We start from the raw sequence: 24,457 nt of genomic DNA, 5'->3' as shown, positions 1-24,457 counted from the left end.
GACCCGAGAGGACCGACAGTGCCAGTGCCGTTAGACACCACCGGGAAAGCGTCTTTCGACGATATCTACGTCCGCCCCGATCCGCGCGCCTACTACGCGCGCATGTCCGAATTGGACTACCGCATTCCGGAACTGGCGAAACCGTTCTTCCAGCAACAGATTCGGGAATACCGCGCGTCCGCCCGGGTCGCCGTGCCGACCGTGCTCGACCTCGGCTGCTCCTACGGCGTGAACGCCGCGCTGCTGCGCCTCGACACCACGATCGGCGAGCTGGCCGAGCATTACGCCGCCGCCGACACCGATCGGGCCGGTCTGATCCGGTGCGACCGAGACCGCGTGGCGGGGCGGGCCGCGGTGGAGGACGTCCGCTTCCTCGGCATGGACGCCGCCCGCCCAGCCCTGGAGTACGCGCGGGAGGCCGGGCTCCTGCACGACGTCGTGCACGCCGACCTCGAGTCCGGCGAGCCGACCGACGAGCAGCGCGCCCTGCTCGCGACCGCCGATCTGGTCGTCTCCACCGGCTGCGTCGGGTACATCACCGAGAAAACCTTGACCCGAGTGGCCACCGCGCACCCGCGCAGGCGGCCGTGGATGGCACACTTCGTACTGCGCATGTTCGACTTCGCACCGATCGAGGCGGAACTCGCCGCGCTCGGCTACCGGACCGAGCACGCGCCGGGGTTGTACGAGCAACGCAGGTTCGCCTCCGCGGCCGAACAGGCGCAAGTGCTGAACACCCTGTCCGCCAACGGGATCGACACGACCGGCCGGGAAGACCAGGGCTGGCTGTATGCCAACCTGTACGTGTCGAGGCCGCTGCCGAAACATCACGCCGACACCGAGGACTCGCATTGACCGAACGCACCTTCGCCGCCGACGACCACCTTCCCCGGGTGCCCCTGCCGACGCTGGAGGACAGCTGTGGCCGGTTCCTGCAGTGGTGCGATCCGCTGCTGACCGCCGACGAGATCGCCGCCACCCGGGCCGCGGTCGACGACCTGTTGCGACCCGACGGTCCGGGGCGCACGTTGCACGCGGCGCTCGCGGAGTACGACGCGACGCCCGGCGTCGGCAGCTGGCTCGACCTGTTCTGGCCGTCGCGATACCTGGGCAGGCGGGACCGGATCGCCCTGAACGCGAACTTCTTCTTCCTGTTCCGGGACGACACCCCACTGGCCGCCTCCACCGCCGCGACTCAGGTGGACCGGGCGGCGGGCATCATCTCCGCCGCCGTCGACTACAAGCTGGCCCTCGACCGGGAGGCCATCCCGCCGGTGACCCAGCGCGGGCAGCAGCTGTCCATGTGGCAGAACAAGTACCTGTTCTCCGAGACCAGGATTCCCGGCGTGGAGCAGGACACGGTCCGGGTCCCCTACAGCGCGGAATGGCCGGGTCACTCGCAGGCCCGGCACATCGTGGTGTTCTTCCACGGCAGCACGTTCCGGATGGACGTGGTCGGCCCGGACGGAGCGCCGTACTCGCCGGAGGATCTCGCCGACGGGCTGCGCGCGGTGCTGAAGGCGGGCGCCCGCCCGGCCCGCACCGACACCGCCGTCGGGCACCTCACCACCAAGGCCCGCGCGGAATGGGCCCAGAGCAGGCAGCGGCTGCTGGCCGAGCCTGCGAACGCCGCGGCGCTGGACACCATCGAGACCGCGCTGTTCGCCGTCTGCCTCGAGGACTTCGCCCCGCGCGACGAACTGCACGCCTGCGACGAGTTGCTGCACGGTGACAGCGCGAACCGGTGGTTCGACAAATCGGTGTCCTTCGTCGTCTTCGCCGACGGACAGGCGGGCATCAATGTCGAGCACTGCGGACTCGACGGCACCACCATCCTGTCGTTCGTGGACACCCTGCTGGAAACCTCGGTGCCGGAACACGCCGCCCACTCCGGCGCACAGGCGCAGGGACTGCCCGCGGTGGAGCCGGTCGAGTTCGTGCTCGACGAGGCGCAGCGGGGCGATATCGCCGCGGCGGCCGCCGCCTTCGCCCAGTACGCCGCGGCGAACGCCACCCAGACGGTGTCGTTCCCGGACTTCGGCACCGCCAGGGCCAAGCAGCTCGGCATCTCGCCGGACGCGTTCGCGCAGTTGAGCTACCAGCTGGCCCATCGGCGCAGCAAGGGGCTCACCGGCGCGACCTACGAGTCCATCGCGACCAGGCAGTACCGCAACGGCCGCACCGAGGCCATGCGGGTGATCACCCCGGAGATGATCGCCTTCGTGGACGCGATGCAGGACCAGGACGCGAGCGCCGAGGCGAAGCTCGCCGCGGCGCGGACGGCCGCGTCCGCGCACGTGGAGCGGGCCAAGCAGTGCCAGGCCGGTGACGCGCCCGAGCAGCACCTGTGGGAGCTGCAGTGGATCCAGCGCCGCCGCGGCGCGGAACTGGGCGTCACCGATCCGATCCCGCTCTACGACAGCCCCGGCTGGACGATCATGCGCGACGACTACCTGAGCACCAGCTCGGCGCCGTCGGTCAACATCCGCTACTTCGGTTTCGGCTCCACCAGTCCCCGCTGCATCGGCATCGCCTACGTCCTGCTGCCGGACCGCTGGAATCTCTACCTGGCCACTCCGAAACCGGTCGCCGACCAGATGCACGCGTTCGCCGACCACCTCCGCACGGCGGTCGCCGACCTGCAGGCGCTGCTCGCCGGGAACTAGCCGCTTTCCGCCCGGTTCCTCCGCCCCCGCTCAGGGGTGGAGGACCGGGCGGTCGCCGTTACCGGCCATCGTGGGCCGGAGCAACAGACCCGCATCCGGGTCTGAAACAATGGCTCATCGTGAAGAACTTCGAATCCCTGTTCGCCGAACTGCAGGATCGTGCGGTCAACCGCCCCGAGGGGTCCGGAACCGTTGCCGCGCTGGACGCAGGCGTGCATACCCAGGGTAAGAAGGTGCTCGAGGAGGCCGGTGAAGTGTGGCTGGCCGCCGAACACGAGAGCGACGAGTCGCTCGCCGAGGAGATCTCCCAGCTGCTGTATTGGGTGCAGGTGCTGATGGTGGGTCGCGGGCTGAAGCTCGAAGACGTGTACCGACATCTGTGATGACGGCCGTCCGACACCCCGTTTCTCCTCCCGAAAGGACTCCCTCCATGCTGCGCGTCGCAGTCCCCAACAAAGGCGCCCTCTCCGAATCCGCCGTCTCGATCCTCGCCGAGGCGGGCTACCGCAAGCGCACGGATTCCCGCGATCTGACCGTGCTCGACCCGGCCAACCAGGTCGAGTTCTTCTTTCTGCGGCCCAAGGACATCGCGATCTACGTCGGTTCCGGGGAGCTGGATCTCGGCATCACCGGTCGTGATCTCGCCCTCGATTCCGGCGCACCGGTGCAGGAACGGCTCGCCCTCGGCTTCGGCCGCTCCACCTTCCGTTACGCCGCCCCGGCCGGACGGGAGTGGAAGGTCGAGGACCTCGCCGACAAGCGCATCGCCACTTCCTACCCGAACCTGGTGCTCGACGATCTGCGCGGCCGCGGCATCGAGGCCGAGGTGATCCGCCTCGACGGCGCGGTGGAGATCTCCATCCAGCTCGGCGTCGCCGACGCCATCGCCGACGTCGTCGGCTCCGGGCGCACGCTGCGCCAGCACAACCTCGTCGCGTTCGGTGAATCGCTGTGCGACTCCGAGGGTGTGCTGGTCGAGCGCAAGGACGCCGATCGCGGCGACCGGGCACGGAATCAGCTCGTCGCCCGGATCCAGGGCGTGGTCTTCGCCCAGCAGTACGTCATGCTGGACTACGACTGCCCGAAGAATTTGCTCGACGAGGCGTTCGTCATCACCCCAGGGTTGGAATCGCCGACCGTGGCGCCGCTGGCCGACACCGGCTGGGTCGCGGTGCGCGCACTGGTGCCGCGCAAGCAGAGCAACGAGTTGATGGACCAGCTGGCCGATCTGGGCGCGAAAGCCATCCTGGCCACGGACATCCGCTCCTGCCGCGCATTCTGAACGCCGGATTCGTCCGATACGCCTGATTCGTTCAGGCTGAGCGCAATCGGTGTGCCCTGTGACCGGGGGTTGCTACCGTGCGGCCTCTCGATGAGGAAACGCAAGGAGCCCCCGTGTCACAGTCACCACCCGAGGAGCAGTCGGGCAGCACATTCACCTGGAACGAGGACTGGCTGGCGGCGATCGCCGGGCTGATCCTGATCGCGCTGGTCCTGCTCGGCGCGATTCCGGATTGGCTGGTGCCGTGATGGCCGAGACCGGCGCCGAATCGGCGAAGGAATCGAAGGCTCTGGCGGACAAGGATTCCGGCGTGGCCGCGCCCGGCGGAATCCCGTCATCCGAGACGGAAGCGGTGCAGGCGACGTCCCGGCCGACCGCCGGGACCATCGCGGCCGGTATCGCGGTCGTGATCGTGCTCGGCGCCCTCACCCGCTACTTCGAGACACACGTCCCGCAGTGGGCGGTGGGCACTCCGTTCCAGCGCGTCGCCAAGTCCGTCGAATACCCGGTGTACGCCATCGCCCTTGGTCTGCTCGGCAATGTCGTGCTGAGCAAACTCGCACTGCGCGACCGGCTTTCGGCGGGATTCCGCACCGAATTCTTCATCAAGACCGGCGTGGTGCTGCTCGGCGCTTCGATCAACCTGAAGGTCCTGGTCACCGCGGCGGGTCCGTCGATCCTGCAAGCGCTGCTGCTGATCACGGCCGTGTTCGGCTTCACCTGGTGGCTGGGCGGACGCCTCGGGCTGGACGACAAGCTGCGCGCGCTGCTGTCCTCGGCGGTGTCGATCTGCGGTGTCAGCGCGGCTATCGCCGCGGCGGGCGCGGTGCAAGCGCGGCGCGAGCAGATCGCCTACGCGGCCTCGCTGGTGATCGTCTTCGCGTTGCCCTCGATCTTCCTGCTGCCCTGGCTGGCGGAGGTGCTCGGCTTGTCGGACGCGGTCGCGGGCGCCTGGATCGGCGGCAATATCGACACCACGGCGGCGGTCGCGGCCTCCGGCGCGATCGCGGGGGAGAAGGCGCTGCAGATCGCCACCATCGTCAAGACCACGCAGAACGCGCTGATCGGTGTGGTCGCCATCGCCCTGACCGCGTACTTCACGCTGCGCGTCGAGCGGGCGCCCGGAGCGGTGCGGCCCTCGCCGCGCCAGTTCTGGGAGCGGTTCCCGAAGTTCGTGCTCGGCTTCATCGCCGCCTCGGTCATCGGCACGCTGTACCTGCAGGCGGTGGACAAGAAGTCCGGTGCGGCGCACATCGCGATCATCAACGATCTGCGCACCTGGTTCCTGATCTTCGCGTTCGTCTCCATCGGCTTGGAGTTCTCGCTGCGCGGACTGCGGGAAGCGGGCTGGCGGCCGGTCGTGGTGTTCGGGTCCGCGGCGGTCGTGAATCTCGCGGTGGGTCTCGGACTCTCGGTGCTGCTGTTCCACAATTTCACCGCCTGAGCGTCGGCCCCATGGATACGCAGCCGAAACTCGGGCACGCGGTGTCGCCCGGTCCTGGACATCGGGGCCGGGCGGCCCGCCGTTCGGGAAATGTTCACCGGCCGAATACGCGGGTCGGCTCGAAACCACCGGCCTCATCGGGAAGACTGTCGGGCGTGTCGGACAGGATCAACGACGAGAAGGCCGCGGCGGAGCCGGGCCGACGAGCGACCACCCCGGCGGCCGACGGTGTCCCCGCGCGCGGCACGGCGTGGACGCGGATACGAAACCTGTTCATCATCGCGGGCGACGCGGTACTGGTCGTGGTCCTGATCGGAGCGGTTTTCCTGCTCGGCGAGCGCGGGACGTCATTGGACTTCCTGGTGGCCGCGCTGGGCCACTAGCTCGTCAGTCCGAGACGGCTTCGGCCAGGGTCTCGTCCGGGGATTCGGTGACGCCGCCGCTCGGCCAGCCAGGGTAGGGCGGCGGCGTGCCGCCGAATGCCGGGCACAAAGGCTTGTAGTCGCAGTACGAGCACAGCCAGCTGGTGTTCGGCTGGAAGTCCCCGGTGCGGCCCGCCTCGAGAATGGCCGCCCACAGTGCCGAGAGTGTGCGCTCGAAGCGCAGCAACTCCTGCTCCTCGGGGGCGTAGGTGAGGATCTGCTCGTCGGCGAGGTAGATCAGCCGCAGCTGGGCGGGCACCAGGCCGCGGGTGCGCAGTACGACCAGCGCGTAGAACTTCAACTGGAACAGCGCTTTGGTCTCTTGCGTCGGCCCCGGCGCACGGCCGGTCTTGTAGTCCACGACGCGCAGGGCGCCGCTGGGCGCGAGGTCGATCCGGTCGACGAACCCGCGCAGCGGCGCGCCGTCGGCCAGTTCCACCTCCACCCGCGCTTCGCGTGACTCCGGATCGAACCGGGTCGGATCCTCCAGCCGGTAGTAGCGGCGCACCAGCGCGCGCACCTCCTCGAGGAACGCGTCGAGTTGCCCCGCGGCGACCAGTTCCGCCACCTCCGGCTGTTGGGCGTGCACCCGCGCCCACGCCGTCGGCACCAGGGCCTCGGCGCGCTCGGGCACCCGCTCGGCCGCGGGCAGCCCGTAGAGGTCCTCCAGCACCGCGTGCACCACCGTGCCGCGCACCGCGTGCACCGAAGGCCGCTCCGGTATCCGATCGATCGCGCGGAAGCGGTATTTCAGCGGACACTGCTTGAAATCCATTGCCCGGGAAGGCGAGAGCGCGGGCCGGGCGCGGGTGGCCGTCGGATCGGGCCGGGCGGTCCGCGCGTCGTCGGCAGGGGGCGTGGACACGGGCGAGCACATACCTGGCAGGCTATCCGGCGGCACCGACACGCCGGTGCGTCACAGCACGATTCCGACAAGTGGAACGGAGATTCATGACGGCCAGACGGACCGGGCCATTCACCATCGGTGACCGGGTGCAGCTGACCGATGCCAAAGGACGCCTGTACACGGTGGTCTTGGAGCCGGGCAAGGAATTCCACACCCATCGCGGCGGGATCAAGCACGACAGCCTGATCGGCGCCGACGAGGGCAGCGTGGTGCATTCCACCAACGGCACGCCCTATCTCGCACTGCGTCCGCTGCTGATCGACTACGTGCTGTCCATGCCGCGCGGCGCCGCGGTGATCTACCCGAAGGACGCCGCGCAGATCGTGCACGAGGGCGACATGTTCCCCGGCGCGCGTGTGCTGGAAGCCGGCGCGGGGTCCGGTGCGCTGACCTGCTCGCTGCTGCGGGCGGTGGGGCCGCAGGGGCAGGTGGTGTCCTACGAGATCCGCGCCGACCACGCAGAGCACGCGATCCGCAACGTCGAGACGTTTTTCGGCGAGCGGCCGGCGAACTGGTCGCTGACCGTGGGTGACGTGGCCGACTACACCGGGGAGCCGGTGGATCGCGCGGTACTGGACATGCTCGCGCCGTGGGATGCGCTACCGGCGGTGTCCAAGGCGCTCGTGCCGGGCGGCGTGCTGATCGTCTATGTGGCCACCGTCACCCAGCTGTCGAAAGTGGTCGAAGCGCTGCGCGAGCAGGAGTGCTGGACCGAGCCACGCTCCTGGGAGTCGCTGGTGCGACCGTGGCATGTGGTCGGCCTCGCCGTGCGGCCCGAGCACCGCATGCAGGGTCACACCGCCTTCCTGGTCAGCGCCCGCAGGCTCGCCGAGGGCACCGTCACGCCCAAGCCGCAGCGCAGGCCCTCGAAGGGCTGAGCGCGGCCGGGCGGGCGAGGTGGTGGCCGACTCAGGCCGGGACGCAGGGCGCCTGCGCGAAGCCGAGCAGCAGACAGCCGCTCGCGTCCGACAGCTTCCAGGTGCCGTCGACGTTTTCCCAGCTCAGCGGCACGGCGGGGGCGGCGCCATGCGGGGAGGTGATGGTCACCTGCGCGTTCGCGGTGTTGCCCTGGGTGGTGATGTCGGCGACGGCGAAGGTGAGCGCGTAGCCCTGCAGGCCCTTGTTCATCTGGTCGATGTTCGCTGTGCGCTTTTCACCGTTGACGATCAGCTTGGCCTTCTCGGGGGTGGGTACAGTCGGATCGGTGAGCTTTACCAGCACGGCCTGCAAGGTATCGGCGGTCGGCGCACCGGTCGCATGGGCGGAGTGATCGTGGGTACCCGACGCGGCGGTGCTGGTGGCGGCCGAGGTCGCCGCGCCGGTGGAGTCGTCGTCGGAGCCGCACGCCGCCACCGCGCCGGAGATGGCCAGCGCCGCCGCGGCGGTGACGAGGGAAAAACGCAGGGTTCTCGCGGGAAGGAGCATGGTCGGCAACCTTTCGGCTCGAGCGGCGAGGAGGCTCGCCAGGGTCGGGTTAGGGCAGGCTAACATGGTGATCCGGCCGCCGATCGCGGCCCAGATGTGATCACCACGAAACCATGTCGGAAAGCGAGAACGGGTCGCGCCCGGTAGCGTTGATAGACCGGGACTGGGAGGAGCAGCACATGAGCCCCATCGAGAATTCGGATTCGGCGGCCTGGAGAGAGCTCGAGGCAGTGCGCGCCGAGGCGGCTGCACTCCGAAGGCAACTCGCCGATTCGCCGGATCGCACACGGGAATTGGAAGCCCGCATCGATTCGCTGACCATTCGCAACACGAAGCTGATGGACACCCTCAAGGAAGCGCGCCAGCAGCTGGTCGCGCTGCGTGAGGAGGTCGATCGGCTGGGTCAGCCGCCGAGCGGATACGGCATTCTGATCGGTGTGTACGACGATCAGACGGTCGACGTGTTCACTTCGGGTCGCAAGATGCGGTTGACGTGTTCACCGAACATCGAGACCTCGACGCTCGAATACGGTCAGACCGTCCGCCTCAACGAGGCGCTCACGGTCGTCGAGGCCGGGCACTACGACGCGGTCGGCGAGATCGGCACCCTCCGGGAGATCCTCGACGACGGTCGTCGCGCCCTGGTCGTCGGCCATGCCGACGAGGAGCGTGTGGTGTGGCTGGCAGGCCCGCTGGCGAAGGTCGCCGAGATGGACGACCTCGACGATCCCGATTCCCCCATCCGCAAGCTGCGGCCGGGCGACTCGCTGCTGGTCGACACGAAGGCCGGTTTCGCCTTCGAGCGCATCCCCAAGGCCGAGGTCGAGGACCTCGTGCTGGAAGAGGTGCCCGACGTCGACTACAGCGACATCGGCGGTCTCGGCAGGCAGATCGAGCAGATCCGCGACGCGGTGGAGCTGCCGTTCCTGCACAAGGACCTCTTCCGCGAGTACGCGCTGCGTCCGCCGAAGGGTGTGCTGCTCTACGGTCCCCCCGGCTGCGGTAAGACGCTCATCGCCAAGGCGGTGGCCAACTCGCTGGCCAAGAAGATCGCCGAGGCGCGCGGTGAGGATGCCAAGGAAGCCAAGTCGTTCTTCCTGAACATCAAGGGCCCCGAGCTGCTCAACAAGTTCGTGGGTGAGACCGAGCGTCACATCCGGATCATCTTCCAGCGGGCCCGCGAGAAGGCGTCCGAAGGCACGCCGGTGATCGTGTTCTTCGACGAGATGGATTCCATCTTCCGCACCCGCGGCTCCGGCGTCTCCTCCGATGTCGAGACCACGGTGGTGCCGCAGTTGCTGTCGGAGATCGATGGTGTCGAGGGCCTGGAGAACGTCATCGTGATCGGCGCCTCCAACCGTGAGGACATGATCGATCCCGCGATCCTGCGGCCGGGCCGCCTGGACGTGAAGATCAAGATCGAGCGTCCGGACGCGGAGTCGGCGCAGGACATCTTCTCGAAGTACCTCACCAAGGAGTTGCCGCTGCACGACGACGACCTGGCCGAGTTCGGCGGCGACAAGCTCTTGTGCATCAACGCCATGATCGAACGCGTCGTCGACCGGATGTACGCCGAGAGCGAGGACAACCGCTTCCTGGAGGTCACCTACGCCAACGGTGACAAGGAGGTCCTGTACTTCAAGGACTTCAACTCCGGCGCCATGATCCAGAACATCGTGGACCGCTCCAAGAAGTACGCCATCAAGGCGGTGCTCGACACGGGCAACCCGGGTCTGCGCATCCAGCATCTCTACGATTCGATCGTGGACGAGTTCTCCGAGAACGAGGACCTGCCCAACACCACGAATCCGGACGACTGGGCACGCATCTCGGGTAAGAAGGGCGAGCGGATCGTCTACATCCGCACGCTGGTCACCGGCAAGAACGCCAGTGCCAGCCGCGCCATCGACACCGAGTCGAACACCGGTCAGTACCTGTAAAGGTTGCGCCGACCACGATGGGCCGCGTCTCCCCGGAGACGCGGCCCTTTCGCTGTCCAGGGCGCAGGTGACGGTGCACGGCGACGGCCGCGCCACTCGTATCCGGATGACTCTCGACGGCGCTCCATTCGACGTCGTCGCTCATCAGCAGGTCTACAGTCCGCTCGTGCTAAAATTTGACCATGCGGCCAGAAAACAGTACGAGTGGCCAACGGCGGTCTTTCATCGAAGAGGCGCGACGGCGGCAGATCATCGCCTCCGCGGTGGAGGTGATCTCCGAGGTCGGGTACGCGAATGCTTCGCTGGCGCGGATCGCCGAGCGCGCGGGCATCTCCAAGGGCGTCATCTCCTACCACTTCGAGGGCAAGGACGATCTGATGACGCAGCTGGTGGTCCAGCTCTACGTCTCGGCCGCGGAGTACATCGCGCCACGGGTCGGAGCGGCGGCCGGACCGCGCGCGAGCCTGCTGGCCTACCTCGAATCGAACCTCGGTTTCATCGATGCGAATACCACGTATGTGGCGGCGCTGGTCGAGGTGGTGACGAATCTGCGGGACGCGGACGGCAACCCGAAGTTCGCCTCCGCCGACGGTGAACGCGACATCATCGCGCCGCTGGTCGACATCCTCACCGAAGGGCAGCGCACCGGCGAGTTCGGCGAGTTCGATCCGCTCTTGATGGCCAAGTCCATCCGCGACGCCATCGATGGCGCCGCCGGACGGGCGGTCCGGGAACAGGACTTCGCGATGGACGCGTACGCGGCACACGTGTGCCGGTTGTTCGACACGGCGACCCGGAAAGCGGGTAAGGATGACTGAGGTACTGGACACCCCGCGGCGCCGGGACGATGCCACGACACCGTTGCCCTCGTTCGCCTTCGGCGGAGTCGGCGCGGTGGCGGCGCTGGGAGCGGTGGCGCTGCTGGTTTCCATCGGGCGGTACGGATTCTTCGGCGACGAGCTGTATTTCGTCGCGGCAGGCCGCAGGCTCGCGGTCGGCTACGCCGATCAGGGGCCGCTGCTACCCGCGATCGCGCGGATTACGGATCTGCTCGCCCCGGATTCGCTGATGGCACTGCGTCTTCCGGCCGTGCTCGTCACCGTGGCCGCGGTGGTGGTGACCGCCCAGATCGCCAGGGAGTTCGGGGGCGGTCGCCCGGCGCAGGTGCTGGCCGCGGCCGCGTATGCCACCTCGCCGTTCCTGCTGGTGCAGGGTGATCAGCTGGCCACCAATACGATCGATACGGCGTTGTGGGTGGTGGTGAGCTGGCTGGTGATCCGCTGGGTCCGCACCCGCCACGACGGTTTGCTGCTGGCCTCGGCGCTGTTCACCGCGGTGGATATGCAGGTCAAGTGGCTGATTCCCTTCTTCTGGCTCGCACTGGTGATCGGGGTGGCGATCTACGGACCGCGTGAGCTGCTGCGCCGCCCCGCCCTGTGGTGCGGCGCCGCGATCGTCGTCCTCACCTCGGTACCCAGCCTGGTGTGGCAGGCGGCGCACGGGTGGCCGCAGCTGCGTCTGGGTGGTGTGGTCGCCGCGGAGCAGGCCACGATCGGCGGGCGCTACATCTGGCTGCCGCTCGCGCTCGCCTCCGCCGGATTGATCGGTGGATTGCTGCTGGTGTACGGGGTGTGGACCCTGTTCCGTGCCGAAAGCTTGCGGCCGTACCGTTTTCTCGGTGTCCTGCCGTTGGTGCTGATCATGGTCTTCATCGCGACCGGTGGACGACCGTACTATGCGGCGGGTTGCTACGGAGCGCTGATCGCGGTCGGTGCGGTGCGGTGGATGGAGGACCGGCGGCGATCGCGTGTGATCCTCACCGTTGCGGTGGCCGCGATATCCGTTGCGCTGGTGATTTTCTCGCTGCCCCTGCGCCCGGAATCCGACATCGACCCGGTCGACACCCAAGCCCAGGCGGGGCTGGAGATCGCGGTCTACGGTCGGTTCGGCTGGTCCGAACTCGCGGCCGGGACCGCGGCGGCCTACGCGGCGCTGCCGGAGCCGGAGCGGGCTTCGGCCGTGGTGATCGCCGATTCCTATTGGCAGGCAAGCGCCTTGGACCTCGCGCGCGCGACCCATGGCCTGCCCGCCGTCTTCAGTCCGAATCGCGGGTTCGGCTACTTCGGCACCCCGCCGGACACGGCGACGACGGTGCTGTGGGTGGGTGGCAGTGAGGCCGATGTGCGCGCGCACTGTGCCGAGGTGACCGCGATCGGGCAAGTCGACGCTCGTCTCGGGTTCCCGGGGGTCACCCGCGGCGTCACTGTCTGGCGTTGCGCGCGACCGCTCGTGCCGTGGTCGCGAGCCTGGCCGGGCATGCTGCGGCTGAACTGATCCGGTTCCGGCTCACCACCAGCCGAGGATCGGCGACAACTGTCTGCCGAGTTCCGGTGCCAGCGACCGCGAATAGCTGGCGGTGAGGTGATGCTCGTCGTGGTAGATCAGGACGTTGCCCTCGGTGACCGCGCATACGTCGCGTTCGCACAGCGCGTCGGACAGGTCCAGCGGGAACACGTTGGGGAACGAGGCGGCGAACTCCAGCGCCGGATCGACCGCGTTCAGCGCCTCCGCGCGCGGCATCCCGCAGCTGATCCGGTCGCCGTGCTGGGCGAGGCAATCGATGGCCCGGTACCGCACGCCGTCGCGGCGCAGCCACGGCGTGTCACGGATGGCGAGCACGTTGAGTCCGCGGTCGGCCAGGCGGGTCCAGACGTCCAGATAGTCGGCCGGGGTCTCGTCACCCGCGCCGTCACGAGGGCGGGTCGCTGTCGTGAACACCCACTCCGGGCGTTCGACGCCCAGGCGGTCGATCACCTCCACAGACCAGTCGCGGCAGTCCGGATTCGCTTCACCCTTGTACATCGGTTCCGCCGCCACGGTCAGCGGGCAGCCCATCTTCAGGTAGACCTCGACCCGGAAGGAGTGCTCGCGGGCGAGCAGGTCGAGCGCGGGCACCCAATGCTCGGCATGCGAGCTGCCCACCACCGCGATGGTGCGCTCCGCGGCGGCGTCGCCATAGGTGCAGGTGATGACCTCGCGGGTATCCCAGTCCGCGATGCAGCCGTCGCGCGAGGGGTAGGCCGCGTCCGCCGGCGCTTCGTACATGCTCGGCCGCATCGGAGCCTCGGGCGCGCTCACGCCGTTGACCAGTGCTTCCGCGCCGGGATAGCGCGCCGAGTCCAGCCCGGCCACCGCTCGCGGCGGATTCGCCTTGGTCACCACCTGCTCGCCCAGCGCCGCCGCGAGTACCGCGATGCCGAGCGCAGCGACCAGCCGGCCGGTGCGGCGTCCGCGGGCGGGCGGCTTTCCGGCCGGACGACCGGACCGCACTCGTAGCGGCTCCTCGATGAACCGGTTGGTCAGGTAGGCAAGTACCAGCGACGCCCCGACGACGCCCAGACCCACGCCGAGTCCCGCGGTCGCGGCTCCCGTCCGCGCCAGGACGAAGATCAGAATCGGCCAGTGCCACAGATACAGCGCGTAGGACAGTTCGCCGAGGCGCACCGCGGCCGGTGCGCCGAGCAGCCGGTTCGGTAGTGGCTGATCCGCGGCGGCGAGATCGCCGCCCGCGACGATCAGCGCCAGTGTGGCCCCGACTGGCACCAGCGCGGCGGGACCGGGGAACCGATCGGCGCCGTCGATCAACCAACCGCACGTGAGCACCGCGACCGCGCCGAGGACGGCGGCCGCGACCCGCACCGAACGCGGCGGTGACAGCCAGGGCGCGACGATCGCCAGCAGCGCCCCGGCGAGGAGTTCCCAGGCGCGGGCGAAACTGTCGTAGTAGTTCCAGCCCTGATGCACCGCGGTACCGTGCGCGGCGTAGACGAACGAGGCCACCGCGCCCGCGGCGAGCGCGATCGCCAAGGCCGGACGCACTGCCCCCGGGCGAGCGAAACGCAGGCACAGGCCAGCGACCGACGCCACGACGATCAGCGCGAGCAGGTAGAACTGCATCTGCACCGCCATCGACCACAGATGCTGCAACGGGCTCACCGACGGATCGGCGGCCAGGTAGTCCGACCAGGACAGCGCCAGATACCAGTTCTGGTAGTACAGCAGCGACGCCAGCGTCTGCGCCGCCATCTCGCCCCACTGGGTGAACGGGCGAAGCAGCACGGTCGCCGCGACCACGGCCGCCAGAAGCGTGACCAGGGCGGGCAGTAATCGGCGGGCGAGCCGGCGAGCGGTGTGCGCGACACGGACCGTGCCGGTGGCCGCCACGCCGCGCAGCAGCGAGCCGGTGAAGAAGAACCCGGACAGCGCCAAGAACACGTCCACGCCGCCCGACACCCGGCCGAACCAGATGTGGAACGCCACGACCAGCGCGATCGCCACGCCGCGCAGCCCGTCCAGATCGTGCCGGTACCCGCCGGCGCCCGCCCGCGGCACGGCCGCCGCGGTGGCGACCGCACCCGGCCGGAGCAACCGATTCACCGCTCGGGCGACCGTCACCGGACTCGCGCGGCGCGGTCGTCGCGGAAACGGAATCCAACGGTTCGGCGACGGAGGCATGAACGGGACACGTCATTTCTCTTACCACGGGCGGTGAACCGTGGTCCAACTCGCAAGGCCGGAGTGGCGTGCGGAAACGCCGAGAAATACGGACAATTCGGTCACCCGTCGACGGGTCGTAATGGGTGGGTCGATAGGGTGGGGTCGTGAATGTTGAGGTGACACCCCTGCCGGGTATAGGTGTGCGCAAGGATTTTCCGCTGACCAATACACGACGCCGGATAGGGGTGATCGACCATCGCGACGGCACGATGGACCTCATCGTGAGCAAGCCGGACAACCCCGACGAGACCGAACAGGTACCGCTGTCGGGGAAGGAGGCGGCCGTGCTGGCCAGCCTGCTCGGCGCGCCGCAGCTGGTCGAACAACTGCGCGAGGAACACCGCGAGTTCACCGGACTGACCACCCGGCAGCTGTCCATCCCGGACCGCTCCCGCTTCGACGGACGCAGGCTGGGCGAAACTCAGATGCGCACCCGGACGAAGGCGTCCATCGTCGCCGTGGTCCGCAGCGGCCAGCCGATTCCCTCGCCGGGGCCGGACTTCACCTTCACCGCTGGAGACGTGCTGGTCGTCGTCGGCACAGTGGAGGGCCTCGAGGCCGCCGCCAAGATCCTGTTAGACGGCTGAGCGCATGGTCGCACACGAGACCGCGCTCGCGCTGATCCAGCTGGGCGCGGTGTTCTTCGGCCTCGGCCTGCTCGGGCGGATCGCCGCGCGCATCGGCATGTCGCCCATCCCGCTGTATCTGATCGGCGGATTGGTGTTCGGCACCGGTGGCCTCGTCGAGTTGCGGCAGGTGGACGACTTCATCCATCTCGCCAGCGAAATCGGCGTCGTCCTGCTGTTGTTGCTGCTAGGCCTGGAATACAGCGCGCCGGAACTGGTCACGGGCATGCGCCGATCGTGGGCCGCGGGCGTGGTGGACATCGTGCTCAACGCGACGCCGGGTGTGCTCGTCGCGCTCGGGCTCGGCTGGGGGTTCACCGGCGCCATCGCGATGGCCGGGGTCACCTACATCTCGTCCTCCGGCATCGTCGCGAAGGTGCTCAACGATCTGGGCAGGCTCGGTAACCGGGAAACGCCGGTGATCCTGTCCATCCTGGTGTTCGAGGACCTGGTGATGGCCGGATACCTGCCGGTGCTGACCGCGGTGCTGGCCGGAGTCGGTTTCCTCGCCGGACTGAAGACGCTGGCCATCGCCCTCGCGGCGGTCACGGTCGTGCTGATCGTCGCGCTGCGCTACGGCCGCTACGTCTCCGCGATCGTCGACAGCGCCGACCGCGAGATCTTCCTGTTGAAGCTGCTGGGTTCCGCGCTGCTGGTGGCCGGCGCGGCCTCCGCGGTGCAAGTGTCCGCGGCGGTCGGCGCGTTCCTGCTCGGCATCGCGATCTCGGACTCCACCGCGCACAACGCCACCAAGCTCCTGGAACCGCTGCGCGACCTGTTCGCCGCACTGTTCTTCGTGCTGTTCGGCCTGAGCACCGACCCGACGAGCATTCCGCCGGTGCTGGGCTGGGCGTGCCTGCTGGCACTGGTCACGACGGCCAGCAAGATCGCCACCGGATGGTGGGCGGCCAAGCGGGCCGGTGCGGGCCGCTTGGGCCGGGCGCGCGCGGGCACCGCCCTGGTCGCTCACGGCGAGTTCTCGATCGTCATCGCGGGTCTCGCGGTGGCCGCTGGCGCGGTCCCCGCCGAATTCGCCGCGCTGGCCACAACCTACGTGCTGTTGATGGCGGTGCTCGGGCCGGTCGTCAGCCGGTTCGTCGAACCGGCGATGGCGCTGCTGCTGCGTCGGCGCGCCGCGGTGTCCTGACCGATTCGTTCGAGCCGGCCCCGCTGACGACCATGGTGGCGGCGTCCGATCGTCGCCGCCACCATGGTCGTCCGGAATTCAGTTGCGGACGGCGACGGAATCGAGCACCACGTCGGCGGCCGGTGCGCCGTCGGACGAGCCGTCCTTGACTCCGGCGGCGGCGATGGCGTTCAGCACGTCCATGCCCGCGGTGACCCGGCCGAACGGGGTGTAGTTCGGCGGCAGCGGCGCGTCCCGGTAGACCAGGAAGAACTGGCTGCCGTTGGTGCCGGGGCCCGCGTTCGCCATCGCGATCGTGCCCGCCGGGTAGGTCGCGCCCGCCAGGTTCTCGTCGGGGAATTGATAGCCGGGCCCGCCCATGCCGGTCGCGGTGGGGTCGCCGCACTGCAGGACGTAGATGCCGTCGGTGGTGATCCGGTGGCACTTCGTGTGGTCGAAGTACCGTTCCCCGGCCAGGAACGCGAACGAGTTGACGGTGCGCGGTGCGTGGGCGGCGTCCAGGGCGACGGTCACGGTGCCGCAAGTGGTGATCAGCGTCGCCGTGTATTGCGCGTTGGGATCGATGGTCATGCCGGGTTCGGCGGGCCACTGCTTACCGTTCGGCTGCCCCGCGGTCGGTACGCCACAGCCGGCCGGGCCCTGCTCCCGAGCAGGCGACGGGGTCGCCGAGACGACACCGGTCGCGGACGCGACCAGCGCCGCGCCGACGACGAGGACCCCGAGGATCCGCAGCGATCGCCACGGCACGCCGCGGCGCCCCGTGCGCCGGCCGTTGACGAGTTCTCGCGCTTGCACTTCGCTGCTCACCGCTGAAAATCTCCTTCACTCGGGGTTGCGCACCGGACGATGCAGCGCGAATCATTCCATCTCGCCCGACCAAGTGGGGGAGTACGGCTCGATTACTCGAGCACGGCCAGGTCGGGATGCCGCCGTAACCGCGGTTGCCACGGATTGGCTACAAAATGCCTCCAGGCACTCGTCGGACAACGGAACAGGTTCCCGGTGACGTATAACGAGGCATGGGAATCGTTCGAGCGGCGCTGGTCCAAACGAACTGGACCGGTGACAAGGAGTCGATGCTCGCGGCGCACGAAAACTACGCGCGCCGCGCCGCCGCGCACGGAGCCGCGGTGATCTGCTTCCAAGAACTGTTCTACGCCCCGTATTTCTGCCAGCGGCAGGACACGGAGTTCTACGACTACGCCGAATCCGTCCCGGGGCCGACGACGGAACGATTCGCGGAACTGGCGAAAGAATTGCGCCTGGTGATGATCCTGCCGGTGTACGAGCAGGAACAGCCGGGTCTGCTGTACAACACGGCGGCGGTGATCGACGCCGACGGCAGCTATCTCGGCAAGTACCGCAAACACCACCTTCCGCACGTGCACGGGTTCTGGGAGAAGTTCTATTTCCGGCCGGGCAACCTGGGCTGGCCGGTGTTCGACACGGCGGTGGGCAAGGTCGGCGTATACATCTGCTACGACCGGCACTTCCCGGAGGGGTGGCGCGCGCTGGCCCTCGCCGGTGCGGAACTCGTGTTCAATCCGTCGGCCACGTCGCGCGGCTTGTCCGGTTACCTCTGGAGACTGGAACAACCGGCGGCCGCGGTAGCCAACGAGTACTACATCGGTGCCATCAATCGGGTCGGCGCCGAGGAGTACGGCGACGACGACTTCTACGGCACCAGCTACTTCGTCGACCCCGAAGGCAAGTTCGTCGGCGAGGTCGCCTCCGATACCGACCCCGAGCTGGTCGTCCGTGATCTGGACATGGACCTGATCAAGGTGGTGCGCGACCGCTGGGCCTTCTACCGCGATCGGCGCCCCGACGCCTACGGGCCGCTGGTGGCCCCCTGAGACCGGGGAGAACGACATGGCGCGCACCTTCATCCACGGCGGCACGGTGGTCTCCGCCACCGGAGCGCAGCCGCTCGACGTGCTCGTCGACGGCGAGACCATCGCCGCCGTCCTGCGGCCGGGCTCCGTCGCGCTGGGCGCGGATCTCGCCGCGTCCGCCGATCGCGTGCTCGACGCGACCGGCAGATACGTCATCCCCGGCGGCGTGGACGGTCACACCCACATGCAGATGCCCTTCGGTGGGACCGAGGCCTCCGACACCTTCGAGACCGGCACCCGCGCGGCCGCGTGGGGCGGCACCACCACCATCATCGACTTCGTCGTCCAGCGGCAAGGGGAACGGGTCCAGGACACGCTGGCCGCCTGGCACGCGAAAGCGGCCGGGCAATGCGCGATCGACTACGGCTTCCATCAGATCATCGGCGACGTCGACGACGAATCCTTGAAGGGCATGAGCGAATTGGTGGCCGAGGGCGTCACCAGCTTCAAACTCTTCATGGCCTACCCGGGGGTCTTCTACTCCACCGACGGCCAGATCCTGCGCGCCATGCAGTCAGCGGCGGAACTCGGCGCGCTGGTGATGATGCACGCGGAGAACGGGATAGCCATCGATGTGCTGGTCGAACAGGCGCTCGCGCGAGGGGACAACGCGCCGTACTTCCACGGCACGACCCGACCGTGGCAGCTCGAGGAGGAGGCCACCCACCGCGCGATCATGCTGGCCGAATTGACCGGCGTGCCGCTGTACGTCGTGCACGTGTCGGCCGAGCAGGCGCTGGCTCAGATCGCCGCCGCCCGCGACGCCGGGCGCAACGTCTTCGGCGAGACCTGCCCGCAGTACCTGTATCTCTCGCTCGAGGATCAGCTCGGCGCGCCGGGTTTCGAAGGCGCCAAATGGGTGTGCTCCACACCGCTGCGATCGAAGGCCGAAGGGCATCAGGACAAGCTGTGGCGCTACCTGCGCACCGGCGACGTCACGGCCGTCGGCACCGATCACTGTCCGTTCTGCATGAAAGGCCAGAAGGAGATGGGGCTCGGGGACTTCAGCAAGATCCCCAACGGCATCGGCGGCGTCGAGCACCGGATGGATCTGATGTTCCAGGGCGTCCGGTCCGGCCGGATCCCGCTGGAACGCTGGGTCGAGGTCTGCTGCACCACACCGGCCCGGATGTTCGGCATGTACCCGCGCAAAGGGGTGATCAGCCCGGGAGCGGACGCCGACATCGTCATCTACGACCCGGACGGCCACACCAGCATCGGTCTCGCCAAGACCCACCACATGAACATGGACTACTCGGCCTACGAGGGATTCGAGATCGACGGTCACGTCGACACGGTGCTGTCCCGGGGCCGGGTCGTCGTGGACGACGGCGGCTACCTCGGGCACGCGGGGCACGGCCGGTTCGTCGCGCGTGGACTCGCGCAGAACCTGATCTGACTTTCGATCCTCGGAACGGAGAAGTGCCGCATGGACATCGGTGTGGTGCTGCAATGCACGCCCCCGGCCTCGCGTGTGATCGAACTGGCCAGGCTCGCGGAGACATATGGGTTCTCCCACGTCTGGACCTTCGACTCGCATCTGCTCTGGCAGGAGCCCTATGTCATCTACAGCCAGATCCTGGCCGCCACCCGCAAGATCATGGTCGGTCCGATGGTGACGAACCCGGCCACCCGGGACTGGACGGTGACCGCGTCGGCCTTCGCCACGCTCAACGAGATGTTCGGCAATCGCACCGTATGCGGGATCGGCCGCGGCGACTCGGCCGTGCGCACGCTGGGCGGCAAGCCCGCCACGCTGGCCACGCTGCGCCGATCGATCGAGGTGATCCGCGAACTGGGCAACGGTCGCGGCGCGCGAGTGGACGACACGGTCGTGCGGTTGCCGTGGGCGGCCGACTCCCGGTTGGACGTGTGGGTGGCGGGCTACGGGCCACGCGCACTCGAGCTGACCGGTGCCGTGGCCGACGGATTCATTCTGCAACTGGCCGACCCCGACATCACGGCATGGACCGTCGCCCGGGTGCGCGCCGCGGCCGAGCGCGCGGGCCGGGACCCGGCGGCGGTGCGGATCTGCGTCGCCGCACCCGCTTATGTCACCGACGGGACGGACGCGGCGCAGGCGCACGCGCGGCAACAGTGCCGATGGTTCGGCGGGATGGTCGGCAACCACGTGGCGGAGATGGTGGCGAGATACGGTACGGCAGGCGACATCCCGGCTGCCCTCACGGACTACATCGAAGGCAGGCGCGGCTACGACTACAACCTGCACGGACGCGCGGGCAATGTCCATGCCGAGTACGTGCCCGACGCCATCGTGGACCGCTTCTGCCTGCTGGGCACGCCCGACGACCAGCTGTCGCGGTTGCGGGAGCTGGAAAGGCTCGGTGTGGACCAGTTCGCCGTCTATCTCCAGCACGACGCGAAGAACGCGACTTTGGCGGCGTACGGTGAATCGGTGCTGCCTCGTCTCGCTTCCCTCGTGACCACGACCAAGTCGACCGAAGGGAGCGACTAACGTGGCCGATCATGTCTTCTATCCCTGGAGCGCACAGGCCGAATTGAACCCGGCTCCGATCACCGGGGCGTTCGGCTCCTACTTCTGGGACGACACCGGCAAGCGCTATCTGGACTTCTCCTCCCAGCTGGTCAACGTGAACATCGGCCACCAGCATCCGGACATCGTCGCGGCGATCGTCGCCCAGGCGCAGCGGTTGGCGACCATCTCGCCGACGGTCGGCAACGACGTCCGCAGCGAACTGGCCCGGCTGATCGTCGAGCGGGCTCCCGGCGAGCTGAACCGGATCCTGTTCACCACCGGCGGCGCCGAGGCCGTCGAGCACGCGGTGCGTTTGGCGCGAAGCTACACCGGGCGGACGAAAATGCTCGCCGCCTACCGCTCCTACCACGGCGGCACGGGCGTCGCGATCGGCCTGACCGGGGAACCGCGCCGCTGGGGCGCGGAACCGACAAACGTCGACGTGGTGCGGTTCTTCGGCCCCTACCCCTACCGGTCACCGTGGGGCACGACGACTCCCGAGGAAGAGACGGCCGCCGCGCTGCGGCACCTGCGGCAGGTCATCGAGCTCGAGGGCCCGCAGCACATCGCGGGGTTGATTTTGGAGACGGTGGTCGGCACCAACGGTGTGCTCGTCCCGCCGCCCGGTTATCTGGCCGGCGTGCGAGCGCTGTGCGACGAGTTCGGCATCGTCTACATCGCCGATGAGGTGATGGTCGGATTCGGACGGGTGGGCGAATGGTTCGCGGTACAGGCGTTCGGCGTCGAGCCGGACATCATCACCTTCGCCAAGGGGGTGAACTCCGGCTACGTCCCGCTCGGTGGCGTGCTCATGGCCGAGCGGATCGCGCAGCGCTACGACCATGTGGTGTATCCGGGCGGTCTCACCTACGCGGGTCATCCGCTGGCCTGCGCGGCGGGTGTCGCCTCGATCGCGGTCTTCGAGCGCGAAGGAATCCTCGATCACGTACGGGCGGTGGGCGCCGATGTGCTCGGAAAAGGCCTGCGCGAACTCGCCGGTCGTCATCCGAGCGTCGGCGAGGTCCGTGGACTCGGCTTCTTCTGGGCGCTGGAACTGGTCCGGGACCAGCGCAGCAGACAGCCGCTGATCCCGTTCGCGGCGGCGGGCGCGGACGCCGAGCCGATGGCCGCGGTCACCGCCGCGGCCAAGGCACGCGGGCTGTGGCCGTTCAACGCGGGCAATCGCTTTCAGATCGCGCCGCCGCTGACCACGACGGCCGACGAACTGCGCACCGGCCTCGAGATCGTCGACGAAGTGCTCGACGTGGCCGACGGCTACGTCGCGAGCTGACCGGCCGCTCAGTGCGGCGTCAGTTCCACCACGACGCCGCCCTGCTGCCAGGTCTGGTAGATATCGGCCTTGGAGGGTGAGCCGTCGGCGGTGAAGCCGATGCCGTTGTACTTGGCGTTCTGCTTGTTGTCCCGCGCGACGATCTCGTAGAGCCGCAGCACGTCGGCCTCGGAGGTGTGGACCATCGGGTCGAAGGTGCGCGGCTCGCCGCCGAAGGAGGCCCGCACCGGATCGCCCGCCCGCAGGTTCTTCACCCACGGGCGCAGGGCGGTGCCGATCAGCAGAGTGTCGCCGTGCCGGGTGTAGGCCAGCGGCACGTCGTAGACCTTCCCCGACTTGCGCCCGACGACGTGCAGGATCATCAGCCGCTTGCCGACGACGCCGGACAGCCCGGGTACACGCAGCAGCGCGCGCACGACCCGATTCATCACGCCCTGATATGAAGGGATGCGCTCGGGACCGGATGTGGTCGGTGTGCCGTAGGGGTTTTCGGGCGACGCGTGCTCAGTCATGGCTTCCAGTATCGGAGCACACGCGGCGCTCGGCGGCGCGACGTCCGAGATCCGCCAGTGGGCGCCGGGCGGCCCGGGTGCACGTCCTCGGTACCCTGCGTACATGACTTCCGGGCAGACCGAGATCTGGCACAACCCGCGGTGCAGCAAGAGCCGCAACGCCACCGCGTTCCTGAACGACGCCGGTGTCGACTACACCGTGCGCAAGTATCTGGACCAGCCGCCGACGGCCGCCGAGCTGCGTGAGGTGTTGCGGCGGCTGGACGCCGAACCCTGGGACATCACCCGCACCGGCGAACAGATCGCCAAGGACCTCGGCATGGCGAGCTGGGCGCGGAGCGCCGCCGACCGGGACCGTTGGATCGAAGCGCTGGTCGAACATCCCGGGCTGATCCAGCGGCCGATCGTGCTCACCGCGGACGGCGGGGCGGTGGTGGCCCGAGACGACGACGCACTGCGCGATCTGCTCTGACACCCGTTCCCGCCGTGTGGGATTCGGCGGTAGGGTCGGCGGACATGAAAGTGCAACTGCGCCACAGTCCCGCCGCCGCCGTCGCGCGGTGCTTTCTCGCCGGGGGCGAGCCGATGCGGGTCGAGAGCGGCGCCATGGTGGCTCATTCGGCGGGAGTCACGTTGCAGGCCAAGGCCGAGGGCGGCATCCTGGCCGGACTGAAGCGGTCGGTGCTGGCCGGGGAGTCGTTCTTCGTCTCGACGTTCACCGCGCCGCCGCAGGGCGGGTGGGTCGACGTGGCGCCCGCGCTTCCCGGCGACATGTTGAACTTGCAGATCACGCCGGATCGGCCTTTCTTCATCAGCCGCGGGGGATGGATCGCCAATTCGCACGGTGTGCAGGTGGAGAGCAAGTGGGGCGGGTTCGCCAATCTGTTCGGCGGCGAAGGCGGATTCGGTCTGCGCGCGCACGGCGAGGGTGAGATCGTGGTGGGCGTGTTCGGCGCGATCGATGTGATCGATCTGCGACCGGGCGAGCCGATCACGATCGACACCGGGCACGTGGTCGCCTACGACCTGGCGATGAATTTCAGCATCCGGCGAGCGGTCTCGGGTCGATCGATCCAGTCGTTGAAGTCCGGCGAGGGTTTCGTCTTCGATTTCACCGGCCCCGGCCGGGTGCTGTTGCAGACACGCAATCCCGGCGCGTTCGCCGCTTGGGCCGCCTCCGTCGCCTCGTCCAGCTGATCAGGGCCTCGTCCCGTCGTCTGCCGCTGACCGGGCGCCGACCAGCAGATCCGTGATCAGCAGGCGGGTGTCCGGGACGAACGGCCAGTCCGGATCGGCCAAACGCGCCAGCAGTTCGGCGTCGGTCCACCACCATCCCGCGGCGATCTCGTCGGGTTGGTGGCGAACCGGCCCGTCGTAGCGCGACTCGTACGCGAACAGATGACACCGCATCGGCCGACCGGCCCATTCGCCGTCCCAGGAGACCGTCGCCAGCGGTTCGGGCGAGACGTCGGCGGGGTTCGGCGTGACGCCCAGTTCTTCGGCCAGTTCGCGCAGGGCCGTCTCGCGCGGCGCTTCGCCCGGCGCGACCACACCACCGGCCAGGCAGTCGTGCATGCTCGCGAAAACGAGCTTGGTGTCGGTGCGGCGGTGCACGTAGACGCGCTCGCCGTCACCGGAGCGCAGGAGCACCCCCGCGCTGGCGTGCCACAATCCGTCGCGGTAGACCGTGGCCCGCTCGGCGGCCCCCACCGGGTTCCCCGCCGCATCGTAGATGGCGATCGTTTCCGCGCTCGGATCTCCGGTGTGGGGCGGCTCGCGATGAGGCGGCGGAGCGGACATGGGTCGAGAGTAACGTGAACACCGCAGGCCACAGGGAGAGAGGATC

At 68.7% G+C, this 24,457-nt stretch carries 25 protein-coding genes; 19 read left to right on the top strand and 6 right to left on the bottom strand.

Features of this window, described 5'->3' with window-relative positions:
• Nucleotides 1-18: 18 nt before the first annotated feature.
• The 7 genes from ACL03I_RS09225 (at nucleotide 19) to ACL03I_RS09195 (ending at nucleotide 5,775) form a co-directional block, all read left to right on the top strand.
• Nucleotides 19-855 carry a class I SAM-dependent methyltransferase gene (locus ACL03I_RS09225; protein ID WP_355077506.1) on the top strand — a complete coding sequence of 279 codons (837 nt, stop codon included), beginning with the start codon at nucleotides 19-21 and terminating at the stop codon, nucleotides 853-855.
• Entirely contained in the window at nucleotides 852-2,666 is a 1,815-nt protein-coding gene (locus ACL03I_RS09220; RefSeq protein WP_412805659.1) for a choline/carnitine O-acyltransferase, read from the top strand. Before ACL03I_RS09225 ends, ACL03I_RS09220 begins: the two co-directional genes overlap by 4 nt.
• A gap of 101 nt (nucleotides 2,667-2,767) precedes the next feature.
• On the top strand, nucleotides 2,768-3,049 hold the full coding sequence (locus ACL03I_RS09215) for a phosphoribosyl-ATP diphosphatase (protein ID WP_174315390.1): 282 nt from the start codon (nucleotides 2,768-2,770) through the stop codon (nucleotides 3,047-3,049).
• A 47-nt stretch (nucleotides 3,050-3,096) separates the two neighbouring features.
• The gene (hisG, locus tag ACL03I_RS09210; protein ID WP_412805658.1) at nucleotides 3,097-3,948 is read left to right on the top strand and encodes an ATP phosphoribosyltransferase; all 852 of its coding nucleotides are present in this window, start codon (nucleotides 3,097-3,099) and stop codon (nucleotides 3,946-3,948) included.
• A gap of 113 nt (nucleotides 3,949-4,061) precedes the next feature.
• Nucleotides 4,062-4,196, top strand: a complete 135-nt coding sequence (locus ACL03I_RS09205) for a hypothetical protein (protein ID WP_355077510.1) — start codon at nucleotides 4,062-4,064, stop codon at nucleotides 4,194-4,196.
• Complete coding sequence (locus ACL03I_RS09200) at nucleotides 4,196-5,392, top strand: YeiH family protein (protein ID WP_355077512.1); 1,197 nt, start codon at nucleotides 4,196-4,198, stop codon at nucleotides 5,390-5,392. Before ACL03I_RS09205 ends, ACL03I_RS09200 begins: the two co-directional genes overlap by 1 nt.
• Before the next feature lie 155 nt (nucleotides 5,393-5,547).
• Nucleotides 5,548-5,775: a hypothetical protein gene (locus ACL03I_RS09195; protein WP_355077513.1), complete on the top strand. Its 228-nt coding sequence runs from the start codon at nucleotides 5,548-5,550 to the stop codon at nucleotides 5,773-5,775.
• A 4-nt stretch (nucleotides 5,776-5,779) separates the two neighbouring features.
• Here ACL03I_RS09195 and ACL03I_RS09190 read toward each other — a convergent pair whose 3' ends face one another.
• Nucleotides 5,780-6,691, bottom strand: coding sequence for a RecB family exonuclease (locus ACL03I_RS09190; RefSeq protein ID WP_355077514.1), 912 nt, complete (start codon nucleotides 6,689-6,691; stop codon nucleotides 5,780-5,782).
• 74 nt (nucleotides 6,692-6,765) lie between these two features.
• On the opposite strand from ACL03I_RS09190, the gene ACL03I_RS09185 reads away from it, so the two are divergent.
• A complete protein-coding gene (locus ACL03I_RS09185) occupies nucleotides 6,766-7,599 on the top strand; it encodes a tRNA (adenine-N1)-methyltransferase (RefSeq protein WP_355077516.1) in 834 nt (277 codons plus the stop codon).
• 31 nt (nucleotides 7,600-7,630) lie between these two features.
• On the opposite strand, the gene ACL03I_RS09180 is transcribed toward ACL03I_RS09185, so the two are convergent.
• Complete coding sequence (locus ACL03I_RS09180; protein WP_412805657.1) at nucleotides 7,631-8,146, bottom strand: WKL family lipoprotein; 516 nt, start codon at nucleotides 8,144-8,146, stop codon at nucleotides 7,631-7,633.
• 179 nt (nucleotides 8,147-8,325) lie between these two features.
• Here ACL03I_RS09180 and arc point away from each other — a divergent pair, with 179 nt between their 5' ends.
• The 3 genes from arc (at nucleotide 8,326) to ACL03I_RS09165 (ending at nucleotide 12,420) form a co-directional block, all read left to right on the top strand.
• Complete coding sequence (arc, locus tag ACL03I_RS09175; protein WP_355077520.1) at nucleotides 8,326-10,086, top strand: proteasome ATPase; 1,761 nt, start codon at nucleotides 8,326-8,328, stop codon at nucleotides 10,084-10,086.
• Between the two features lie 182 nt (nucleotides 10,087-10,268).
• Entirely contained in the window at nucleotides 10,269-10,904 is a 636-nt protein-coding gene (locus ACL03I_RS09170) for a TetR/AcrR family transcriptional regulator (RefSeq protein ID WP_412805656.1), read from the top strand.
• The gene (locus tag ACL03I_RS09165; RefSeq protein ID WP_412805655.1) at nucleotides 10,897-12,420 is read left to right on the top strand and encodes an ArnT family glycosyltransferase; all 1,524 of its coding nucleotides are present in this window, start codon (nucleotides 10,897-10,899) and stop codon (nucleotides 12,418-12,420) included. The genes ACL03I_RS09170 and ACL03I_RS09165 overlap by 8 nt, the downstream gene beginning before the upstream one ends.
• Nucleotides 12,421-12,432: 12 nt before the next feature.
• On the opposite strand, the gene ACL03I_RS09160 is transcribed toward ACL03I_RS09165, so the two are convergent.
• On the bottom strand, nucleotides 12,433-14,523 hold the full coding sequence (locus tag ACL03I_RS09160; RefSeq protein WP_412805654.1) for an acyltransferase family protein: 2,091 nt from the start codon (nucleotides 14,521-14,523) through the stop codon (nucleotides 12,433-12,435).
• Between the two features lie 224 nt (nucleotides 14,524-14,747).
• Between ACL03I_RS09160 and ACL03I_RS09155 the strand changes: the two genes are divergently transcribed.
• Both ACL03I_RS09155 and ACL03I_RS09150 read left to right on the top strand, forming a co-directional pair.
• Nucleotides 14,748-15,230 carry a cation:proton antiporter regulatory subunit gene (locus ACL03I_RS09155; protein WP_355077526.1) on the top strand — a complete coding sequence of 161 codons (483 nt, stop codon included), beginning with the start codon at nucleotides 14,748-14,750 and terminating at the stop codon, nucleotides 15,228-15,230.
• A 4-nt stretch (nucleotides 15,231-15,234) separates the two neighbouring features.
• Nucleotides 15,235-16,416: a cation:proton antiporter gene (locus tag ACL03I_RS09150; RefSeq protein ID WP_355077528.1), complete on the top strand. Its 1,182-nt coding sequence runs from the start codon at nucleotides 15,235-15,237 to the stop codon at nucleotides 16,414-16,416.
• Between the two features lie 78 nt (nucleotides 16,417-16,494).
• Here ACL03I_RS09150 and ACL03I_RS09145 read toward each other — a convergent pair whose 3' ends face one another.
• Nucleotides 16,495-17,223 carry a peptidylprolyl isomerase gene (locus tag ACL03I_RS09145; protein WP_355077530.1) on the bottom strand — a complete coding sequence of 243 codons (729 nt, stop codon included), beginning with the start codon at nucleotides 17,221-17,223 and terminating at the stop codon, nucleotides 16,495-16,497.
• A 212-nt stretch (nucleotides 17,224-17,435) separates the two neighbouring features.
• Here ACL03I_RS09145 and ACL03I_RS09140 point away from each other — a divergent pair, with 212 nt between their 5' ends.
• Genes ACL03I_RS09140 through ACL03I_RS09125 form a run of 4 tightly spaced genes read left to right on the top strand, consistent with a single transcriptional unit; the run spans nucleotide 17,436 to nucleotide 22,099 of the window.
• Entirely contained in the window at nucleotides 17,436-18,272 is an 837-nt protein-coding gene (locus ACL03I_RS09140; protein WP_355077532.1) for a nitrilase-related carbon-nitrogen hydrolase, read from the top strand.
• Between the two features lie 16 nt (nucleotides 18,273-18,288).
• Nucleotides 18,289-19,710: a dihydropyrimidinase gene (gene hydA, locus ACL03I_RS09135; RefSeq protein WP_412805653.1), complete on the top strand. Its 1,422-nt coding sequence runs from the start codon at nucleotides 18,289-18,291 to the stop codon at nucleotides 19,708-19,710.
• 30 nt (nucleotides 19,711-19,740) lie between these two features.
• Nucleotides 19,741-20,787 carry a TIGR03842 family LLM class F420-dependent oxidoreductase gene (locus tag ACL03I_RS09130; RefSeq protein WP_412805652.1) on the top strand — a complete coding sequence of 349 codons (1,047 nt, stop codon included), beginning with the start codon at nucleotides 19,741-19,743 and terminating at the stop codon, nucleotides 20,785-20,787.
• Between the two features lies 1 nt (nucleotide 20,788).
• Entirely contained in the window at nucleotides 20,789-22,099 is a 1,311-nt protein-coding gene (locus ACL03I_RS09125; protein ID WP_355077538.1) for an aspartate aminotransferase family protein, read from the top strand.
• Nucleotides 22,100-22,107: 8 nt separating this feature from the next.
• Here the strand turns inward: ACL03I_RS09125 and ACL03I_RS09120 are convergent, their stop codons facing one another.
• Nucleotides 22,108-22,611: a nitroreductase/quinone reductase family protein gene (locus ACL03I_RS09120; protein WP_412805651.1), complete on the bottom strand. Its 504-nt coding sequence runs from the start codon at nucleotides 22,609-22,611 to the stop codon at nucleotides 22,108-22,110.
• 103 nt (nucleotides 22,612-22,714) lie between these two features.
• Here ACL03I_RS09120 and ACL03I_RS09115 point away from each other — a divergent pair, with 103 nt between their 5' ends.
• Together ACL03I_RS09115 and ACL03I_RS09110 are read left to right on the top strand one after the other, a co-directional pair.
• Nucleotides 22,715-23,083, top strand: a complete 369-nt coding sequence (locus tag ACL03I_RS09115) for an arsenate reductase family protein (protein WP_355077542.1) — start codon at nucleotides 22,715-22,717, stop codon at nucleotides 23,081-23,083.
• Between the two features lie 44 nt (nucleotides 23,084-23,127).
• Nucleotides 23,128-23,808, top strand: a complete 681-nt coding sequence (locus ACL03I_RS09110) for a TIGR00266 family protein (RefSeq protein ID WP_355077544.1) — start codon at nucleotides 23,128-23,130, stop codon at nucleotides 23,806-23,808.
• Here ACL03I_RS09110 and ACL03I_RS09105 read toward each other — a convergent pair whose 3' ends face one another.
• Nucleotides 23,809-24,411: an NUDIX hydrolase gene (locus ACL03I_RS09105; protein ID WP_356962051.1), complete on the bottom strand. Its 603-nt coding sequence runs from the start codon at nucleotides 24,409-24,411 to the stop codon at nucleotides 23,809-23,811.
• Nucleotides 24,412-24,457 lie beyond the last annotated feature (46 nt).

Source organism: Nocardia sichangensis, assembly GCF_047200615.1.
In the GTDB taxonomy this organism is placed as follows: domain Bacteria; phylum Actinomycetota; class Actinomycetes; order Mycobacteriales; family Mycobacteriaceae; genus Nocardia; species Nocardia sichangensis.
This window is presented reverse-complemented; position numbering and strand designations above follow the sequence as displayed.

Bases quoted from the DNA above. Each gene is read 5' to 3' on its own strand.
- hisG (WP_412805658.1), top strand. From the start codon at position 3,097: ATGCTGCGCGTCGCAGTCCCCAACAAAGGCGCCCTCTCCGAATCCGCC.
- ACL03I_RS09200 (WP_355077512.1), top strand. From the start codon at position 4,196: ATGGCCGAGACCGGCGCCGAATCGGCGAAGGAATCGAAGGCTCTGGCG.
- ACL03I_RS09190 (WP_355077514.1), bottom strand. From the start codon at position 6,691: ATGTGCTCGCCCGTGTCCACGCCCCCTGCCGACGACGCGCGGACCGCC.
- ACL03I_RS09185 (WP_355077516.1), top strand. From the start codon at position 6,766: ATGACGGCCAGACGGACCGGGCCATTCACCATCGGTGACCGGGTGCAG.
- ACL03I_RS09180 (WP_412805657.1), bottom strand. From the start codon at position 8,146: ATGCTCCTTCCCGCGAGAACCCTGCGTTTTTCCCTCGTCACCGCCGCG.
- arc (WP_355077520.1), top strand. From the start codon at position 8,326: ATGAGCCCCATCGAGAATTCGGATTCGGCGGCCTGGAGAGAGCTCGAG.
- ACL03I_RS09170 (WP_412805656.1), top strand. From the start codon at position 10,269: ATGCGGCCAGAAAACAGTACGAGTGGCCAACGGCGGTCTTTCATCGAA.
- ACL03I_RS09165 (WP_412805655.1), top strand. From the start codon at position 10,897: ATGACTGAGGTACTGGACACCCCGCGGCGCCGGGACGATGCCACGACA.
- ACL03I_RS09150 (WP_355077528.1), top strand. From the start codon at position 15,235: ATGGTCGCACACGAGACCGCGCTCGCGCTGATCCAGCTGGGCGCGGTG.
- ACL03I_RS09140 (WP_355077532.1), top strand. From the start codon at position 17,436: ATGGGAATCGTTCGAGCGGCGCTGGTCCAAACGAACTGGACCGGTGAC.
- hydA (WP_412805653.1), top strand. From the start codon at position 18,289: ATGGCGCGCACCTTCATCCACGGCGGCACGGTGGTCTCCGCCACCGGA.
- ACL03I_RS09130 (WP_412805652.1), top strand. From the start codon at position 19,741: ATGGACATCGGTGTGGTGCTGCAATGCACGCCCCCGGCCTCGCGTGTG.
- ACL03I_RS09120 (WP_412805651.1), bottom strand. From the start codon at position 22,611: ATGACTGAGCACGCGTCGCCCGAAAACCCCTACGGCACACCGACCACA.
- ACL03I_RS09115 (WP_355077542.1), top strand. From the start codon at position 22,715: ATGACTTCCGGGCAGACCGAGATCTGGCACAACCCGCGGTGCAGCAAG.
- ACL03I_RS09110 (WP_355077544.1), top strand. From the start codon at position 23,128: ATGAAAGTGCAACTGCGCCACAGTCCCGCCGCCGCCGTCGCGCGGTGC.
- ACL03I_RS09105 (WP_356962051.1), bottom strand. From the start codon at position 24,411: ATGTCCGCTCCGCCGCCTCATCGCGAGCCGCCCCACACCGGAGATCCG.